Origin of the sequence: Arthrobacter sp. B6 (assembly GCF_001663775.1) — a bacterium.
Taxonomy (GTDB): Bacteria; Actinomycetota; Actinomycetes; order Actinomycetales; family Micrococcaceae; genus Arthrobacter.
The window spans coordinates 190315-208489 of sequence record NZ_KV467168.1 but is presented as its reverse complement, the minus strand read 5'-3'; the positions used below and the strand labels follow the sequence as shown (position 1 = coordinate 208489).

At 63.3% G+C, this 18175-nt stretch carries 13 protein-coding genes and 2 pseudogenes; 5 read left to right on the top strand and 10 right to left on the bottom strand.

Features of this window, described 5'->3' with window-relative positions:
- Window positions 1-30: 30 nt before the first annotated feature.
- Window positions 31-1029: an NADP-dependent oxidoreductase gene (locus AU175_RS00885; RefSeq protein ID WP_066285173.1), complete on the bottom strand. Its 999-nt coding sequence runs from the start codon at window positions 1027-1029 to the stop codon at window positions 31-33.
- Window positions 1030-2102: 1073 nt separating this feature from the next.
- On the opposite strand from AU175_RS00885, the pseudogene AU175_RS22520 reads away from it, so the two are divergent.
- Together AU175_RS22520 and AU175_RS22515 are read left to right on the top strand one after the other, a co-directional pair.
- Window positions 2103-2294 (top strand): annotated as a pseudogene (locus AU175_RS22520) (SDR family NAD(P)-dependent oxidoreductase); the annotation flags it as partial.
- A 103-nt stretch (window positions 2295-2397) separates the two neighbouring features.
- Window positions 2398-2622, top strand: a complete 225-nt coding sequence (locus AU175_RS22515) for an SDR family NAD(P)-dependent oxidoreductase (RefSeq protein ID WP_269449467.1) — start codon at window positions 2398-2400, stop codon at window positions 2620-2622.
- A 158-nt stretch (window positions 2623-2780) separates the two neighbouring features.
- Here the strand turns inward: AU175_RS22515 and AU175_RS00870 are convergent, their stop codons facing one another.
- The 4 genes from AU175_RS00870 to AU175_RS00855 are packed head-to-tail and all read right to left on the bottom strand — an operon-like array spanning window position 2781 to window position 7445.
- Window positions 2781-4211 carry an aldehyde dehydrogenase family protein gene (locus tag AU175_RS00870; protein ID WP_066285168.1) on the bottom strand — a complete coding sequence of 477 codons (1431 nt, stop codon included), beginning with the start codon at window positions 4209-4211 and terminating at the stop codon, window positions 2781-2783.
- 34 nt (window positions 4212-4245) lie between these two features.
- Window positions 4246-5592, bottom strand: a complete 1347-nt coding sequence (locus AU175_RS00865; RefSeq protein ID WP_066285165.1) for a flavin monoamine oxidase family protein — start codon at window positions 5590-5592, stop codon at window positions 4246-4248.
- 17 nt (window positions 5593-5609) lie between these two features.
- On the bottom strand, window positions 5610-5942 hold the full coding sequence (locus tag AU175_RS00860) for a cupin domain-containing protein (protein ID WP_066285162.1): 333 nt from the start codon (window positions 5940-5942) through the stop codon (window positions 5610-5612).
- Between the two features lie 18 nt (window positions 5943-5960).
- Window positions 5961-7445, bottom strand: a complete 1485-nt coding sequence (locus tag AU175_RS00855) for an APC family permease (protein ID WP_082978934.1) — start codon at window positions 7443-7445, stop codon at window positions 5961-5963.
- Window positions 7446-7584: 139 nt separating this feature from the next.
- On the opposite strand from AU175_RS00855, the gene AU175_RS00850 reads away from it, so the two are divergent.
- Entirely contained in the window at window positions 7585-8190 is a 606-nt protein-coding gene (locus AU175_RS00850) for a TetR/AcrR family transcriptional regulator (RefSeq protein ID WP_066285160.1), read from the top strand.
- A gap of 237 nt (window positions 8191-8427) precedes the next feature.
- Here the strand turns inward: AU175_RS00850 and AU175_RS00845 are convergent, their stop codons facing one another.
- From AU175_RS00845 to AU175_RS00835, 3 genes and pseudogenes are all read right to left on the bottom strand, one after another.
- A complete protein-coding gene (locus AU175_RS00845) occupies window positions 8428-9837 on the bottom strand; it encodes an aldehyde dehydrogenase family protein (protein WP_066285159.1) in 1410 nt (469 codons plus the stop codon).
- Window positions 9838-9839: 2 nt separating this feature from the next.
- Window positions 9840-11330, bottom strand: coding sequence for an APC family permease (locus AU175_RS00840; protein ID WP_331711947.1), 1491 nt, complete (start codon window positions 11328-11330; stop codon window positions 9840-9842).
- 290 nt (window positions 11331-11620) lie between these two features.
- Window positions 11621-12225: pseudogene (locus AU175_RS00835) on the bottom strand (TetR/AcrR family transcriptional regulator).
- A gap of 121 nt (window positions 12226-12346) precedes the next feature.
- Between AU175_RS00835 and AU175_RS00830 the strand changes: the two are divergent.
- Together AU175_RS00830 and AU175_RS00825 are read left to right on the top strand one after the other, a co-directional pair.
- Window positions 12347-14293 carry a primary-amine oxidase gene (locus AU175_RS00830; RefSeq protein ID WP_066285156.1) on the top strand — a complete coding sequence of 649 codons (1947 nt, stop codon included), beginning with the start codon at window positions 12347-12349 and terminating at the stop codon, window positions 14291-14293.
- Window positions 14277-14750, top strand: coding sequence for a hypothetical protein (locus AU175_RS00825; RefSeq protein WP_231938408.1), 474 nt, complete (start codon window positions 14277-14279; stop codon window positions 14748-14750). Before AU175_RS00830 ends, AU175_RS00825 begins: the two co-directional genes overlap by 17 nt.
- A gap of 344 nt (window positions 14751-15094) precedes the next feature.
- Here AU175_RS00825 and AU175_RS00820 read toward each other — a convergent pair whose 3' ends face one another.
- Window positions 15095-16504: an aldehyde dehydrogenase family protein gene (locus AU175_RS00820; protein ID WP_066285155.1), complete on the bottom strand. Its 1410-nt coding sequence runs from the start codon at window positions 16502-16504 to the stop codon at window positions 15095-15097.
- A 151-nt stretch (window positions 16505-16655) separates the two neighbouring features.
- On the bottom strand, window positions 16656-18164 hold the full coding sequence (locus tag AU175_RS00815; RefSeq protein ID WP_066285153.1) for an NAD-dependent succinate-semialdehyde dehydrogenase: 1509 nt from the start codon (window positions 18162-18164) through the stop codon (window positions 16656-16658).
- Window positions 18165-18175 lie beyond the last annotated feature (11 nt).

The following is an 18175-nucleotide window of genomic DNA, read 5'->3' as shown; positions in this document are numbered from 1 at the left end:
TGAGGTTTGTGAGGTGGAAAGAGTGGCGGTTCAGCGGGTCAGGGCGACCACTGCTTTCCCGCGGATGCCGCCCGCGGCCAGGGATTCCAGCGCCTCTGGGGTCTGGTCGAAGCTGAAGACCTTCCCGACGGCGGGGCGCAGCACGCCGTCGTCGACCAGGGTGCTGATTTGGCGCAGTTGGTCCCCGCTGGCGCGCATGAAGAGGAATTCATAGCTGACGCCGAGTTTCCTGGCCTGCCGCCGAATTTTGCTGCTAAGTAGAGTGACTGCCAGGCGGATCGCAGGATTCAGCCCGGCTTTGCGAGCGAAAGCCGGATCCGGCGGGCCGGAGATCCCAATAGCCTTGCCACCGGGCTTGAGGATGCGCAGTGACTTTTCGAGGTTCTCCCCGCCGAGGCTGTCGAGCACGAGGTCGTATCCGTTCAGGAGCTGCTCAAAGTCCTGGGTGCGGTAGTCGATCACGATGTCGGCTCCGAGGTCGCGCACGAAGCCGGCGTTCGAGCGGCTGGCGGTGGTTGCAACGGTCGCGCCGAGGTGCTTGGCGAGCTGGATAGCGATCGAGCCGACCCCGCCGGCGCCGGCGTGAATGAGGACCTTGTGCCCGGGCAGCACGTTGCCCTGCTCGACAAGGGCCTGCCATGCGGTCAGCGCCACCAGCGGCAGCGAGCCCGCTTCCTCCATGCTGGCCGATGCCGGCTTCAGTGCAAGGTCTTCCTCGGCGACGGCGATGCGCTCGGCGAAGGTGCCGATGCGGTCCTTGTCGGGGCGGCCGTAGACCTCATCGCCGGGCTTAAACCCGCGCACCTTTGACCCGACCTGGAGCACTTTGCCGGCGACGTCGTTGCCGAGGATCAGCTGGAGTTCGTAGGGCAGGATCTGCTTGAACTCGCCCAGCCGGATCTTTTCGTCCAGCGGGTTGAGTCCCGCCGCCTGCACCTGCACGAGTACATCGCGGTCCCCGACTGTTGGCTCGGGGACGTCCGCCTCGCGCAGCGGCTCCCTGTACTTGGTGACTACGAACGCTCGCATGCCGTGATTCTCCTTCTGGGGTGGTGTTTAACAGTTGGTGCCGTTGGTGCAGCGACCGGGGGCGCCCCTGCGGCGGCACGTGATTGGCACCGGCCTTCCTTGGATTGGCCCGGCCAAACTATGACTACAATCAATTATGACTATGCTCATCTATTTGTCAAGAGGAACCCTGCTGGAGGGCGCCAAGCAGGAACGGCCGGGCGAGGCGCAGCTTCTTTGCCGTAGCGGACCTCAAAGTAGGAGAGCTATTTGCGCGGTGCATTGGCATTGGGCTGGCCGAGCGGACTGTCTGAGAAGCGAAGAAAGCCATCCGATGAGTAAACGCCCGGCTGGATACTCCAGCCGGGCGTTCGAGACCTGGTTCTTTTCTTCCAGTTATGTGGGGTGCTCCCTTGAGAAGGAGGACGCCTAGCATCCTGAATCGTTCACCTTGACTCTGGCTGACGCAGGTGCGGCGACAAGGTGTTCGCCCTCCAGGACCTCTGGGTCGGTCGGAGCAACCGTTACACGCTCGCCGCTGCTGCCGGACTCCGGCAGGGTCAGTCAGGTAGACGATGAGGCAGAGGGCGACAATGGCGATCATGTAGACCGCGACGTACATGGGTTGTCCAGCGCCGATGAACGCGGCGGCGATGAGCGGTTCGGTCCCGCCGAAGACGGCGATGACGATCTGGTGCGCGAAGCCAATGCCGGATACGCGGACGGATGCCGGGAACAGCTCGGCCTGGATGGTCGGGTAAACGGACTGCCAGATGGTGGTCAAGACGCGAGAAGTTTGATCCCTCCGACCTCTTCTTTCGCCAGGCAGAGGCTGCAATCAAATTCTGCAGGGGCGAAGCCCCTGCGGGCGGATTCGCCCCTGCACTCCACGTCACAGCAATAGCGGACGCCCTGCTGGCGGCTGCAGCTTCTGACGCCAACGAAGTGGTGGCCCCATGAGCATAATCAAGACCTGACAGCGGAATGCACCGGACCGAACAAGCTCACGTAAGGACGATGAAAATGAAGCAAGCAGCTCACGCATTAGCTGCGGGGGAGCCGGCGGCCAGGCACGGCGCGAGTGGCAAGAACATATGAGCCAAAAAGACCAGGTGGTTCTGGTAACCGGATCAAGGGGTGGAATCGGCAACGCAGCCATCGAGGCACTCACAACCGCGGGCGCCATCATCATCGGAGTTGATCGTTCCCCCAAAGAGGGACAGGCCCTGGACGCCTTCTACCCCCTCGATATCACCTCAGAACAACAATGCGCAGCTACCATCCAGGACATCCAAATACGGCCGCATCGATGTCCTCATCCATGCGGCGGGGGTGCTTGGCACCACCCCCTGCCTAATGGAGACAATGACCTGAGAGTACGACTCCATCATGCGGATCAACGCATCCGCGACGTTCTCGCTGGTACGGGAGACGGCCAAATCAATGCTTGGGTCCGGTACAGCAGGCGCCATCGTGGTCCTGTCCTCAGTCGCAGCCAAAGAAGCCCGACTCAACTCCTTGACCTACAACGCGAGCAAGCTCGCCGTACTACATTGGCTGAATTGCTCGGACCCAACGGAATTTCTGTCAACGCGATCGCACCTGGCCCGGTGAACACTCCCATGTGGGTACAGTTCGCAAAGGACTCAGGCCCCGACGCGGCCGCCAACCGTGCCAAGCGGGCCGCGCAACTGCCAACGCGCCGATTCCCCTTCTGGTCTAGGAGTTGCGGTGTCGCTTGAGCTCTGTGACGGGCTTCGGGAGGGGTCGGCTTAGCCGTTGATGATTTGGGGTACGCCGAGGGCTTTGAGGCCTTCGACGCCGAATTCGAGGCCGTAGCCGGATTGTTTGGCTCCGCCGAAGGGAATCCGTGGGTCCACGGCTCCGTGTTTGTTGATCCAGACGGTGCCGGCCTGGATCCGGGCTGCGACTTTCCGGGCTGCTGCGGGGTCGGATGACCAGACGGAGGCTCCGAGTCCTACATCGAGTCCGTTGGCCATGGCGACTGCTTCATTGACGGTGCTGTATTTGATGATGGGCAGTGCGGGGCCGAACTGTTCTTCGGCGACGAGGGGGTTGTCGTTGTCGATGTCCGCGACCAGGGTGGTGGGGTAGAAGTAGCCGGGCTGTTCCTGCGGAGGGTTGCCTCCCGTCAGGATGCGCGCTCCGGAGTGTTTGGCTGAGTCAACGAGGCGGTTGACGATGTCGAACTGCTGCTTGTTCTGCAGCGGGCCCAGCACGCTGGTCTCGTCCAGGCCGTTGCCCATCGGCGCAGCTGCCGCGACCGCACCGAGTTCTTCACAGACGGCGTCGTAGATGTCTTCGTGGACGTAGAGGCGTTTGAGGGCCGCGCAGGTCTGGCCGGAGTTGATGAACGCACCCCAGAACAGATCCTGGGCGATGGCCTTGGGGTCGGCGTCGGGCAAGACGATGCCGGCGTCGTTGCCGCCCAGTTCCAGGGTCAGCCGCTTGACCGTGTCAGCGGAGGATTTGATGATCGCCTTGCCCGTGGCGGTGGAGCCGGTGAACATGATCTTCCCGACCGCGGGGTGCCCGGCCAGCCGTTCGCCGACGTCACGGCCGCCGGAGATGACGCTCAGGAGACCTTCAGGCAGTTCCTCGTTGATGACCTTTGCCAGGGCCAGCACGCTCAGTGGAGTGTATTCGGAAGGTTTGACCACCACGGAGTTACCCATCCGCAGGGCGGGGGCGATCTGCCAGACGGTGATCATCATCGGCCAGTTCCACGGGCCAATGGCGCCCACAACACCAATAGGCCTGTAATGCAGCTCGGCACGGGTCTGGCCGTCATCCACGATGGTTTCGGCCTCCAGCGGGATGGTGGCGGCTGCGCGGAGCCAGGCCACACAGGAACCCACTTCGAAGCGGGCGTTGGGCCCGTTCAGCGGTTTGCCCTGCTCACGGGAAAGCAACCGCGCGAGGTCCTCAGCGGAACGTTCCACGGCATCTGCCGCCCGCAACAGAGCAGCGGACCGGCCCTCATGCCCCAGCCCCGCCCACGCCGGCTGCGCCGCGACAGCGGCAGCCACAGCGTGCTCCAGGTCCGCAACACTATGAACAGGCGCCTCACCGACAACACCACCGGTCGCAGGGTCCAAGATGGTCTTCATAAGACCGGACGTGGGAGTGATCGCGGCCAGAAAAGCGTCGTAGCCCGATGGAGCGGCAACTTCAGTGGTCATGGAATGTCCTTCAGGTCAGGTGGCAGTGTTGGTTTTAGAGGGCCGGTACTGGTTGCCGCGCGGGGTTGGTGATGGTGTTGGCGGTCGCCGGGGCAGTCAACTGTTCGCCGACCGCCCGGGCGGCGTCGAGTCCGCTTTCGATGGCCCCGTCGATGAACCCGCCCCAGCCGTTGGCGAAGTCGGAGCCGGCGAGTCGGATTCGTCCTTCGGGCCGCTGCAGTTCGGGAAGGGAAGTGGTGAGGTAGCCGGTGTAGTGCATGGGCCAGGTTGAGCGTGAATGCTGATCCTCTACCCAGTTGTGTCCTGCCACGTCGAGGACCTTTAGTCCGGGAACCAGGGTGTCGAGGATACGCTGGGTGGCTCCGATGTCGTCGACGGGGACGGCACCTGCATCGGGACCGAAGCACACGAGGGTGGTGCTGTCGTCGTCAATGTATTCCGCCTGCGCGAAATTCAGCGGGGCGTCTTCGGCGCCGAACGCGACGAATCTCTCCTGCTGTCCCTGTACCTTCACCCAGAGCTTCGCACCCCGCCCGGTCTGGCCGCGCGCGGCGGCTTCGCGTTTGGTGGGGGAGAGCGGGGGATGGAAGTCAATGTCGTTCAGCACAGAAAGGGGCAGCGCGAGAATGAGTTCCCGTGCTTTGTATTCCTGGCCGCTGGCCGTGCGGGCGGTGACTCCATCGTCGTCCTGCGTGATTGAAACAACCGCTTCGTTGAGGTGCACGTCGGCGGTGGAATCGGCGAGGATGGCTTCGGCCAGCTTGCTGGTGCCGCCGTCGATCTTGAAGCTGGCGCAGGCTTCGAACATGGTTTGCCATGACCCGGTCGCGACAGCACACCACCGCAGTGCCTGGGTGTAGGCCGCTTGGTCGAGTTTGCCGTTGAAGTTCAGGGCCCAAAAGGATCGGAGCAGCTCGTGCTGGTTTTCCTGCAGTTCCAGCCGATCGATGGCGTCGGAAAGGGTGATGCCGTCGATGTCGGCGACGTCCGGGTTGGTCAGGGGTGCCCAGGGCAGGGGGAAGTATCGCCGTGCGTCGGCCAGCAGAGCCTTGTTCGGCGCGTCGAGCAGCTCCAGTACCTCGTTGGCGTGCCCTTCATGACGGTGTCCGTTCACATTCCAGTAGGCCTTGGTGAATTCCGGTCCCGGTACGGGCTTGATGCCGTACCGGCCCATCTCTGCCCACACGTATGGCTGGGTCCAATGCACCCAGGTGCCGCCCAGTTCCAGGTTGCGTCCCATGCGTTCTTCGAGGAAGGTGCGGCCTGCGATACGGTCCCTTGCCTCCAGCAATAAGGTCTTGTGGCCGCGGCGGGAGAGTTCGCGGGCTGCGGTGAGGCCGGCGAATCCTGCGCCGACGATCAGGACGTCAGAAGTTTCCATAGTGTGTTCGTTCCCTATTAGCTGTAGACGAAATATTCGATGGTGGGTTCGAGCACGGTCCACCGGGTCATGGCCCCTTCGGACAGGGAAGCCATGCAGCCGGCTGTAAGTTCGTGGGTTTCGCCGTCCTTGACCTCAATGCGGATGCGGCCCGAGGAGATGAAGATGGTCTCGTCCTGATGAATTGGCAGGTCGAAGGGTTCCGGGGCCTCCTCAGGGGTGACTTTCCAGATGCCTGCGGACAGCTTCTCGTTACCGTTATCTCCCGGGCGGCGAAGCCACTGCACGTGGCCGAGCTCGAAGGGCTCGAAGGCGGAGTCATCGTGCTGTGCAAAAAAGACCTGTGTCATTGGTTATTCCTTTACTTGTTACTTGGTGTTGACAGGTGGGGTCGGGGCGACGGTGTTCGCCGTGGTGGCCAGCGAACGTGGTTCCCTAAGGAGCGGTAGCCGGTCCTGGAACCGGCGCCTGATGAGGTAGAGGAGGAGGGATAGCAGGAGGATGCCCGCACCGATTGCCAGTTCCACCGGTCCGCCGTATCCGGACAGTTCGGAGGAGAGGGCCCCGATGACCAGAATGGCAGCGCCATAGATGGTCAGCACCACGGCAAGGGGCACAGCCCAGGCGCCGAGCTTGAAGGTCCTTGGTGCGTCAGGCCGGTCCCTGCGCAGGAGCAGGAAGCCTGAGACGGCGAGAAGGATGGCGAGCAGGTAGCCCATGTTCGCTGCGACAAGGATGGAGATGGGGTTTGATACGAAGATCATCAGCAGGACATTCATCATGACGGCGGCAAGGATGGCTCGTGCGGGCACCTGGTGTCGATTGAGTTTCTCGAACTGGCGGGGTACGAGTCCGTCGATGGCTGCACCATAAAGTGCCCGCGATCCGTCGGCCATGGAGGCGTTCACGCCCATCAGCAGGGCGCCGATGGTGATCAGGAGCGCGGCGTCACCGGCAAACCCTGCGGGAAGAACGGAAGCGAAGCCGGAGACGAAGACGGCTGTAGGGTCAGCCGCGGCATCAGCCTGTGTCATCAGCCCGCCGACCCCCAGCGGTACCAGGGCAAACATCAGGAAGGTGTAGCCGCCCGAAGTTGAGAGGGCACGCCGGGCATCTTTGTTGCTGCGGTACTCGGGCGTGAATGCCGCGCACATTTCAGTGCCATAAGCCGTCCAACCGACAAGGTAGAGCCAGACGATGGCGTCCTGCCAGCCGCCCCAGTGGTCCGCCCCCGGCTGCCCAAGGCCCCAGGTGAGGTTGGAGATGTCCCACTGCCCGCTGATGAGCGGGGCGATGACAAAGGTGAAAAGCGGGATCAGAAGCAACGCACCGAATACCTTATTGACCCACGCGGCCGGCTGTGCGCCAAAGAGGTTGGGTACCATCAGCGCCAATATCAAGGCAATGCCGATGATCTGTGCAGTGCCAAGCTGTGCGATACCGAGGTTGAGCGACCATGCCGATTCGGGGAGCCAGCGGGCTTCGATGATGGCCCCGGCGGTGAGGCTGACAATCGAAATAACTGCCGACCAGCCGAACCAGTAGCCGAAGGTGGCCAGGGCGCCGGCAGGGGCAAAACGTTCCTTCCATGCCTCGTGGGCGTAGACAGGGACGCCGCCGGGCTTGTCGGGGAACATCGAGGCCATTTCTGCAAAGAGGTGGTTTTGGGCCCAGCCGATGCCTGCGGCCAGAGCCCATATGAACAAAGCAGAGAGGGCCCCGATCGCTGCCATGGTGAAACCAAAGGAGACAAACAACCCGCCGGACACTGCCATCGCCAGGGCGAAGGCATCCTGCCAACGGAGCGTCCGGTGCAGGGCCGGAGCGGTGGGTTCATCGAGCGAATGCGCCATTGCATAGCCTTCCAAAGACTGGACTAACGGGGATGGGACTTGTGGAGCGAAGGGCGTGTGCTGCACCACATGATGTAGCAACTATGCAATTGCTTAGTTGCGTCTGTCAAGGGGAGGCCGTACGGGCTACACTCGATTTGTGGCTGCGACGAGAACCAATGAGTACGGAAAAGGCCGTGAGGCACTGCTGGCGGCGACAGTGCAGGTGGTAGCGGAGCGCGGACTCCACGGCTTGACCTTGCGGGCCGTTGCGGAAGTGGCGGGGGTCAACAACACCCTGATCAGCCACCATTTCGGCACCAAGGATGCGCTGCTGCATGAAGCAGTCGCCTGGGCAACAGCCCGCGCGATCAGGCTTAGCGACCTGTCTGCCGCTGAAACCATTGATGGCAGTTTCGCAGGTGCTCTCGTGGAGCTAGTGACCAGCGAGCCGCACCTTCAGATATTTCAATACGAGTTTGTCCTTGAATCGCGGCGCCGGCCGGACCTGCGGGCCGAGGCTGTAGCCCTTTATGAGGGCTACATCGAGGGACTCGAGCTCGCACTGGCACGCCACGGACATGCCGATACAAAGCCGTTGGCCCGTGCCGTCTTTGCAGCACTCGATGGTCTCGTATTCCAACAACTCACCGTGGCCGAGGGCATCGTCGTCCAGCCCGCTATCGAGCGTATAGGCACCCTGCTGGAAGCCAGTCTCGCCGGCTCTACTGCACGTCCGTTGCAGGAAATCGGTGGAGCCAGTTGATATAGCTGCTGCTATTCCGGCTACACACGAGGCCGTGTTCGCCACGCGTTAGGCCGCCGGCCCGACGGTGTTGCTCATAGGCACGAATAGTTCGTGTTGAACGCGTGCCAGTAATCCTCCTAGTGCTGCCTTTAGAGCCGGAAAGGACCTCCCCGTGTTCTGGACGAGGGGAGGTCCTTCTGGTCTAGGAGTTGCGGCGTCGCTTGAGCTCTCTGACGGGCTTCGGGAGGGGTCGGCTTAGCCGTTGATGATTTGTGGGGTGCCGAGGGCTTTGAGGCCTTCGACGCCGAATTCGAGGCCGTAGCCGGATTGTTTGGCTCCGCCGAAGGGAATCCGTGGGTCCACGGCTCCGTGTTTGTTGATCCAGACGGTGCCGGCCTGGATCCGGGCTGCGACTTTCCGGGCTGCTGCGGGGTCGGATGACCAGACGGAGGCTCCGAGTCCTACATCGAGTCCGTTGGCCATGGCGACTGCTTCATTGACGGTGCTGTATTTGATGATGGGCAGTGCGGGGCCGAACTGTTCTTCGGCGACGAGGGGGTTGTCGTTGTCGATGTCCGCGACCAGGGTGGTGGGGTAGAAGTAGCCGGGCTGTTCCTGCGGAGGGTTGCCTCCCGTCAGGATGCGCGCTCCGGAGTGTTTGGCTGAGTCAACGAGGCGGTTGACGATGTCGAACTGCTGCTTGTTCTGCAGCGGGCCCAGCACGCTGGTCTCGTCCAGGCCGTTGCCCATCGGCGCAGCTGCCGCGACCGCACCGAGTTCTTCACAGACGGCGTCGTAGATGTCTTCGTGGACGTAGAGGCGTTTGAGGGCCGCGCAGGTCTGGCCGGAGTTGATGAACGCACCCCAGAACAGATCCTGGGCGATGGCCTTGGGGTCGGCGTCGGGCAAGACGATGCCGGCGTCGTTGCCGCCCAGTTCCAGGGTCAGCCGCTTGACCGTGTCAGCGGAGGATTTGATGATCGCCTTGCCCGTGGCGGTGGAGCCGGTGAACATGATCTTCCCGACCGCGGGGTGCCCGGCCAGCCGTTCGCCGACGTCACGGCCGCCGGAGATGACGCTCAGGAGACCTTCAGGCAGTTCCTCGTTGATGACCTTTGCCAGGGCCAGCACGCTCAGTGGAGTGTATTCGGAAGGTTTGACCACCACGGAGTTACCCATCCGCAGGGCGGGGGCGATCTGCCAGACGGTGATCATCATCGGCCAGTTCCACGGGCCAATGGCGCCCACAACACCAATAGGCCTGTAATGCAGCTCGGCACGGGTCTGGCCGTCATCCACGATGGTTTCGGCCTCCAGCGGGATGGTGGCGGCTGCGCGGAGCCAGGCCACACAGGAACCCACTTCGAAGCGGGCGTTGGGCCCGTTCAGCGGTTTGCCCTGCTCACGGGAAAGCAACCGCGCGAGGTCCTCAGCGGAACGTTCCACGGCATCTGCCGCCCGCAACAGAGCAGCGGACCGGCCCTCATGCCCCAGCCCCGCCCACGCCGGCTGCGCCGCGAGAGCGGCAGCGACAGCGCGGTCCAGGTCCGCAACACTATGAACGGGCGCCTCACCGACAACACCACCGGTCGCAGGATCGAGCATCGTCCTGGTCTCACCAGTGCCGCCGCTAACCGCGGCCAACAGTGCATCGTAGCTTTCCATGATCACTCCACATCAGGTAGTTGGTTGCCCGGAGAATATTTCGCACCGGCGGGGTCCTGTGTGCCGCCGAACCCGATGCCCGAGTACAGGCCAGGCCGGCGGGCCTTAAGGTACAGGCCCCAGCCCAGGCCGGCAAGGCCCGGCATAAGTATCAGCGCTGGCAAAATCCAGGACAGAGCAGAATCACCTTCGGCGCCGATCAGAACGTCAAAGTTGGCCAGGATTACGGCGAAAACTGCTCCAAGGAGGACTGCCGACAGTGCCGGCGCCACTGCTCGTGTCCATGCAGTGTGCTGCCGGACGTGACGGCGGAAGTACCCGATCACGGCGACGGAAGTCATCACGAGCAGAAGCACGAGTCCCACCGCCCCTGCGTTGGTGAGCCAGGTGAAGAGGGTCAGGACGGGGAAGAGCGGACCCAGGTCAGAGCCTGACCCCGCAAGAGCGAAACAGACCAGAACAACCAGGGCGAAGACGGACTGTGCGAGGGAGCCGGCCACGGGGGCATGGGTCCGGGGATTCACCCCGGCCAGCCACTGGGGCAAAACGCTCTCCCGCCCCAAGGAAAAGGAATAACGGGCAACAGCATTATGGAAGGCAATCAGGGCAGCAAGAAGACTGGTTATGAACAGCAGCTGGGTGATGTCGGTGATTACCGGGCCGGCGTGCTCTGCCAAAAAGATAAAAATGAGGTCAGGCCCTGCTTCCTGTGCACTGGCTACGATCTGGGTCGGGCCGGTCGCCACAGTCATGGCCCATGATGACACTGCGTAAAAGCTGGCGACAAGGCCGACTGCCACGTAGGTCGCCCGCCCGATAGCGCGTTTGGGGTCCTTGACTTCTTCGCTGTAAATGGCTGCCGACTCGAATCCCATGAACGCGGCGATGCTGAATGCCAGGACTGCTCCCAGTCCGGGAACCAACAGGTTGGATGGATCCAGGCCAGCTCCGGTGACACCCACAGGTGCTACCGAAAAGGCGAGTGCATCGAAAATCACCACGGCCAGGAATTCAAGCCCCACAAGCACGGCAATGACCTTCACTGACAGATCAACTTTGTTTATTCCCAGCCACCCGACAATGAGAAACCCAATCAGCGCTGCCGCCCACCAAGGTAGGTCTACGCCGGTCTTGCTGGCGACGAAGGATGCGGTGGCAAACCCGAAAAGCCCGTATATACCTACCTGCATCGCGTTGTAGGAGACAAGGGCAATCCATGACGCTCCCACACCGACCGCGCGCCCGAGTCCTTGCGCTATATAGGCGTAGAACGCGCCTGCGTTACGAATGTGGGCACTCATGGCCGCGTAGCCCACCGTAAACAAGGCAAGCACTCCTCCGAGGAGGAGAAACGAAAGGGGCACACCCACGTTCCCAGTTACAGCAAAGTTACTGGGAACGCCGCCTGCGATAACTGTAAGGGGCGCCGAAGCAGCGACGATCATGAAGATCAGCCCCGGAACACCTATGGTCTGGCGGTCGAGGGTGGGCAACGCATCGGCCGTCAGCGGTGACGAAATTTTAGGTTGCAAGTAAAGCTCCAAAAAGAAGAGCAGGGGAGGTGGCCCTGCGAACGGGGTGGGACCTAACGCGTTCTGCACGCATCAAGCGCGGGCAACTACAGGTATGAAAGGAATCGGCTTGCTATTCCCGGCCCTGGGTTTCTCAGTGGCCTACCAACCAACCTGTGTCGCGCAACACATCCACCTCAGGCTAAACCCGGGAACACCCATCTGTCATCTTTTTTCCACATGCGTCGAAAAAACCTGGCATGTGAGCTGGATTATGCGTCGCAGGCGTGCGGGCGCAGCAGGGCGAGATAGCCCTCCAGCTGGGGATGTGTTGAGATTCGCTGTTGCCGGCAGGTGTCAGGGCGGCCTCAATCTGTGCGCCGAGAAGCATGTTCAGCAACTGGACGGCGAGGATGGCGTCGTCGACGGTGGTGCTGACGTCGCCGGCTTGCCTTGCCTCGCTCAAGCACCGCCGGATGGCGCCGAGCCATTCGGTCATGGAGTCATGGTGAATCAGCGCCTTTCGAGGGTCGTTGACTGCCTTCTGCCAGAAGGCAATAACAATCCGCGCTTCGTTAACACGCTCCTCGTCTAAAGGGAGAATCTCAAGGCACAACGCCCGCAGGGCGGCGACGCCGGACTTGCCGGCGGTCACGTCGGAAATTCGCTGGTTGGTGCGGTTGAAGACGTGACCGAACGCGAATTCCAGGAGCGTCTCCTTCGTTGGAAAGTAGGGTTTCAGTGCTCCGTTGGCGAAGCCCGCCTCCATCGCTATTTCCCGCATGGTGGCACCCTCAAGGCCGCTGCGCGCGATGATCCGCCATGTGGCATCCAGCAGCTCCAAGCGCCGCTCATCGTGGTCAACAATCTTCGGCATGGCTCCCCTTCCAGGAATCAGCTTGTTTTTAGGTCTTGTGAGTAATCTAACCTTACGTTTATTATCTACAACTAGAGAAAAACAAAATTCCGGCCGGAAACGGTCTTGAGGAAGGTCGACGATGACACTCGCACATGCAGACGCAAGCACCCAGTACCGCCTCACAACTGGCGGCGAAATCACACAGGTCCAAACCATCCTCCGGGCAGCCGGCCACCTCGAACCCCATCACCGCATCGCCTATCTGGGCCTCCTGGAACCTCCCCGCGGGACCGCTCCGCACGAAGCCGACCGGCGCTTCCGCATCTTCATCCACGATATTTCCGGCGGCGCTCCGCACGACGTCGTCGTCTCACTCACCAAGCAGGCAGTGGAGTCAGCCACCATTTTGGACACTGCCCGCACCGGCGAACTGCCGGTGCTCGAAGAGGAGTTCGAGGTCGTGGAGACCCTGCTGGCAGGCGATCAGCGCTGGCTGGCCGCGCTGGCGGCACGGGACCTGGACGTCAACAAGGTCCGCGTTGCGCCGCTTTCGGCTGGCGTATTCGAGTACGCCGAAGAAAAGGGGCGCCGCATCCTGCGTGGCCTGGCATTCGTCCAGGAATTTCCGGAGGACAGCGCCTGGGCGCATCCGGTGGATGGACTCGTGGCCTATGTGGACGTGGTCAACAAGGAAGTCACCCAGGTGCTGGACCTCGGTCCCATGCCGATCCCGGCCGAGCACGGCAACTACACCGATCCGGAACTGACCGGACCGTTGCGGACCACACAGAAGCCCATCAGCATTACCCAGCCGGAGGGGCCAAGCTTCACTGTCACCGGCGGCAATCACGTGGAGTGGGAGAAGTGGAGCGTGGACGTCGGGTTTGATGTCCGCGAAGGGGTTGTCCTGCACAACCTCGCCTTCCGGGACGGGGACCGGCTGCGGCCCATCATCAACCGTGCCTCCATCGCCGAGATGGTGGTCCCGTACGGGGACCCCTCGCCCGTCCGGTCCTGGCAGAACTACTTCGACACCGGCGAATACCTGGTGGGCCAGTACGCCAACTCCCTGGAACTCGGCTGCGACTGCCTGGGCGAGATCACCTACCTGAGCCCGGTCATCTCGGACCCTTTCGGCAACCCCCGGGAGATCCGCAACGGCATCTGCATGCACGAGGAGGACTGGGGCATCCTGGCCAAGCACTCCGACCTCTGGACCGGCATCAACTACACCCGCCGCAACCGCCGCCTGGTGATCTCCTTCTTCACCACCATCGGCAACTACGACTACGGCTTCTACTGGTACCTCTACCTGGACGGCACCATCGAATTCGAAGCCAAGGCCACCGGCGTCGTCTTCACCTCTGCCTTCCCCGAAGGCGGCTCGGACAACATCTCCCAGCTCGCCCCCGGTTTAGGCGCCCCCTACCACCAGCACCTGTTCAGCGCCCGCCTGGACATGGCAATCGACGGCTTCACCAACCGTGTCGAGGAAGAAGACGTCGTCCGCCAGCCCATGGGCGAAGGGAACGAGCGCGGCAACGCCTTCTCCCGCAAGCGCACAGTGCTCACCCGCGAATCCGAGGCCGTCCGCGAGGGCGACGCCCGGGCAGGCCGGACCTGGATCATCTCCAACCCCGAATCCCGCAACCGCCTCGGCGAGCCCGTCGGCTACAAGCTCCACGCCCAAAACCAGCCCACCCTGCTGGCCGACCCGGACTCATCCATTGCACGGCGCGCCGCCTTCGCCACCAAGGATGTCTGGGTCACGCGCTACTCGGGCGACGAGGAGCGCTACCCCACGGGCGACTTCGTCAACCAGCATTCCGGCGGTGCAGGTTTGCCGGCATATGTTGCCCAGGACCGCGACATCGATGGCCAGGACATCGTGGTCTGGCACACCTTCGGCCTGACCCACTTTCCCCGGGTGGAGGACTGGCCCATCATGCCGGTGGACACCGTGGGCTTCAAGCTGCGGCCTGAGGGCTTCTTCGACCGCAGCCCGGTCCTGGACGTTCCGGCCAACCCGAACATGCAGGCCTCCGCCTGCCATAGCGAGGGAACCACCGGTGGCTCCTGCCACTAGCTCGCCACCGACGTGGAAACTGGCTACTGCAGGACGGGACCGCGCCACCGGTCCCGTCCTGCACCCCAGGCTCTGCGCGGTTATCACCTCGGTCTCCTGCGCGGTGCACCTGTGGTTGGCAGTCTTCGGTCAGCACGGCGCGTGGCTGAGCGTCCTCATGTTCGCGCTTGCCGCCGTCTGCGTCCCTTGCAGCGTGCATATCTGGCAACACAGCCGGGTGGGCGCTCTCCATCAGGTGACTCTGTCGGCCCTCGCCATGGTTGCCCTGCATGCCGCTTTACTGCTGGGAGCAGGAGGTGCCGGGCACGCCCACCGCGGGGTCCCGCCAGCAGCCATGGCGGTGACCTCCGGCAGCACGCAGTTGCTGCTCGTCATCGCGCTGGAACTGACGACCGGGCTGCTGGCCGCCACTCTGATTGCCCGGCTGCGAAGTTATGACACACGCACGTCAGCTTGAAGCCGGCTAAGGAACACGAGTGCGGAGACACCGGAAAACGCCTCCGGCGCATCAGGACTTTTCCAGTCAAGGGGGCCGTTCGGAACGCTTGGCGGGTTTCCGTTTGCACTGGGCACCGCCGGGGCGGACTCTAGACGGTGCGCATCAGGGATAGGAGGCGCGTGGAAGACGCGAGCGCCAGGAGTAGCCTCCGCGGTGGCCCTCAAGGTGTCCTGTGGGGACATGGCCAAGGCCAAGACGGTAGATTCAGCCATACCTATGCCCGGGGCTGATGGACCGGCCACCTAGACAAATCAGGGGTACTGCACGCCGTTGCGTCCAGTACCCCTGAGCTACAGGAAGCTTCAGCCGTTGATGACTTGCGGAATGCCGAGAGCCTTGAGGCCTTCAACGCCGAACTCGAGGCCGTAACCGGACTGCTTCGCTCCGCCGAACGGGATGCGTGGATCTACTACGCCGTGTTTGTTGATCCACACAGAACCGGCCTGAATCCGTGTTGCCACCTCACGGGCGGCGGGGAGGTCCGAGGACCAGACCGAGGCGCCGAGTCCGACGTCGAGGGCGTTGGCCATTTCCACGGCGTCATCGACGCTGCTGTACTTGATGATGGGCAGTGCGGGGCCGAACTGTTCTTCGGCCACGAGCGGGTTGTCGTTGTCGATGTCCGCGACCAGGGTAGTGGGGTAGAAGTAGCCGGGCTGGCTGGTGTCGGGGTTTCCGCCGAGAAGGATGCGGGCGCCGGAGTCCTTCGCTGCCTGCACGAGGTTGGCCACGATGTCGTACTGGGACTTGTTCTGCAGGGGGCCCAGGACGTTGTTCTCGTCCAGGCCGTTGCCCATGGGCATCGCGGCAGCCACGGCCGTGAGTTCCCCGCAAACGGCGTCGTAAATGTCTTCGTGGACGTAGAGGCGTTTGAGGGCGGCGCAGGTTTGGCCGGTATTGATGAAGGCGCCCCAGAACAGATCCTCGGCAATTGCTTTCGGGTCGGCGTCGGGAAGGACGATACCGGCGTCGTTCCCGCCGAGCTCCAGGGTGAGCCGCTTGACCGTGTCGGCGGAGGACTTGATGATGGCCTTGCCCGCAGCAGTGGAGCCGGTGAACATGATCTTGCCGATGGCCGGGTGGTTGGTCAGTCGGGCGCCGACCTCGCGGCCGCACGAGACCACTGACAGCAGACCTTCGGGCAGTTCTTCGTTGATCACCTTGATCAGGGCCAGGACGCTCAGCGGGGTGTTGCCGGAGGGTTTGACCACAGCCGCGTTGCCCATGCGGAGGGCGGGTGCAATCTGCCAGACGGTGATCATCATCGGCCAGTTCCACGGACCGATGGCCCCGACGACGCCGATGGGCTTGTAATGCAGTTCGGCGCGGGTCTGGCCGTCATCCACGATGGTTTCCGCCTCCAGCGGGATGGTGGCGGCTGCGCGGAGCCAAGCAGCGCAGGCCCCGACTTCGAAGCGGGCGTTGGGCCCGTTCAGCGGTTTGCCCTGCTCGCGGGAGAGCAGCTGCGCGAGCTCTTCGGCGGAGCGTTCGACGGCGTCGGCTGCCTTCAGAAGCGCAGCGGAGCGGCCTTCGTGTCCCAACGCAGCCCATGCCGGCTGGGCCGCGACAGCAGCGGCAACAGCGTTCTCCAGGTATTCGAGATCATGAAGGGGAGCTTCGCCCACCGTCTCGCCCGTTGCCGGGTTAAGGATGGTTTTCGTGGGGCCGAACGACGGGGTGATGGACGCGAGAAGCGCATCATAAGATTCCAAGAGATACTCCACTTCGAGTAGTCGTTTGAGTGCAGCCGGAATGGCTGGACGGATTATCCGCAGTTTCGTTGACTGCGAGTTGCTTGCCTTGCGAAGGCCTCTTGTCGCAGGAGGGAGAACGACAAGACCCCGGATGATCGAGGTGATTAGGTCAGCGGGCGTAGGGGTCGGCGATGCCGATGTATTGGGTGGTGGTGTATTCGGCGATGCCTTCGGTTCCGCCTTCGCGGCCGAGGCCTGATTGCTTGACCCCGCCGAAGGGGGCGGCGGCGTTGGAGATGACGCCGGCGTTGAAGCCGACCAGGCCGAATTCGATCTGTTCGGCCATCCGCAAGAGCCGGTTGAAGTCGCGGCTGTAGATGTAGGACGCGAGGCCGTATTCGCTGGCATTGGCGAGGCGGATGGCGTCAGCCTCGGTAGCGAACGTCGTGACCGGGGCGACGGGTCCGAAGATTTCCTGGCCCAGGATCTCGGCACCGTTTGGCACATTGCCGAGCACCGTCGGCTGGTAGAAGTAGCCGGGCCCATCCACCGGTTTGCCGCCGGTCACGGCAACTGCTCCGGCGGCGACGGCGGCGCTCACCAGGGCGTGCACGTCCTCGCGGGCACCGCCATCGATCAACGGCCCTACCTGGGTGGCGGGGTCGGTGCCGCGGCCAGTGGTCAGGGCGGCCATGGCGCTGGCGAACTTTTGGGTGAACTCCTGTGCCACGGATTCGTGGACAAGGAAGCGGTTGGCGGCGGTGCAGGCTTCGCCCATGTTCCGCATTTTGGCGGCCATGGCACCTTCGACGGCGGCATCGAGGTCGGCGTCCTCGAACACGATGAAGGGTGCGTTGCCGCCGAGCTCCATCGAGGTCCGCAGCACGTTCTGCGCCGCGTCGGCCATGAGGCGTTTGCCGACCGGGGTGGAGCCGGTGAAGGAGACCTTCCGCAGCCGGGAGTCCTTCAGCAGCGGTCCGGAGATCCCGGACGCGCTGGAGGAGGAGACGACGTTCAGGACTCCGGCGGGCAGCCCGGCCTCCAGCATGGTCTGCGCAAACAGCTGCGAAGTCAGGGGAGTCAGCTTCGCGGGTTTGAGGACCATGGTGCAGCCGGCCGCCACTGCTGGCGCTACCTTGCGGGTGGCCATCGCCAGCGGGAAGTTCCACGGCGTGATGAGCAGGCACGGGCCCACGGGCTTGTGCTGGACCAGGATCTTGTTCTTTCCCTCAGGGGAGGTGAGGTAGCGGCCGTAGTCCCGGGCGGTTTCTTCGGAGAACCAGCGCAGGAACTCCGCGCCGTAGGCGACTTCGCCGCGGGCTTCGGCGAGGGGTTTGCCCATCTCCAGGGTCATCAGCAGGGCAAAGTCCTCGGCCCGTTCGGTCACCAGGTCAAACGCCCGGCGCAGGATCTCCGCCCGCACACGCGGGGCGGTCCTGGCCCAGGAGGCCTGCACGGCGTCGGCGGCGTCGAGCGCCGCGACGGCGTCTTCGCTGGTGGCTGAGGCGAGGGTGGCGATCACCTTCCCGGTGGCGGGGTCATGAACGTCGAATGTGCCGCCGTCGGACGCTTCGCGCCACTGCCCGCCGATCAGCAGGCCGGTAGGCACGGACGCAAGCAGCGCCGCTTCACGCTGGGGGGAGGCGGAAGAGGTGGTCACAGCAGATATAGCAGTCATAAGAGAAGTCC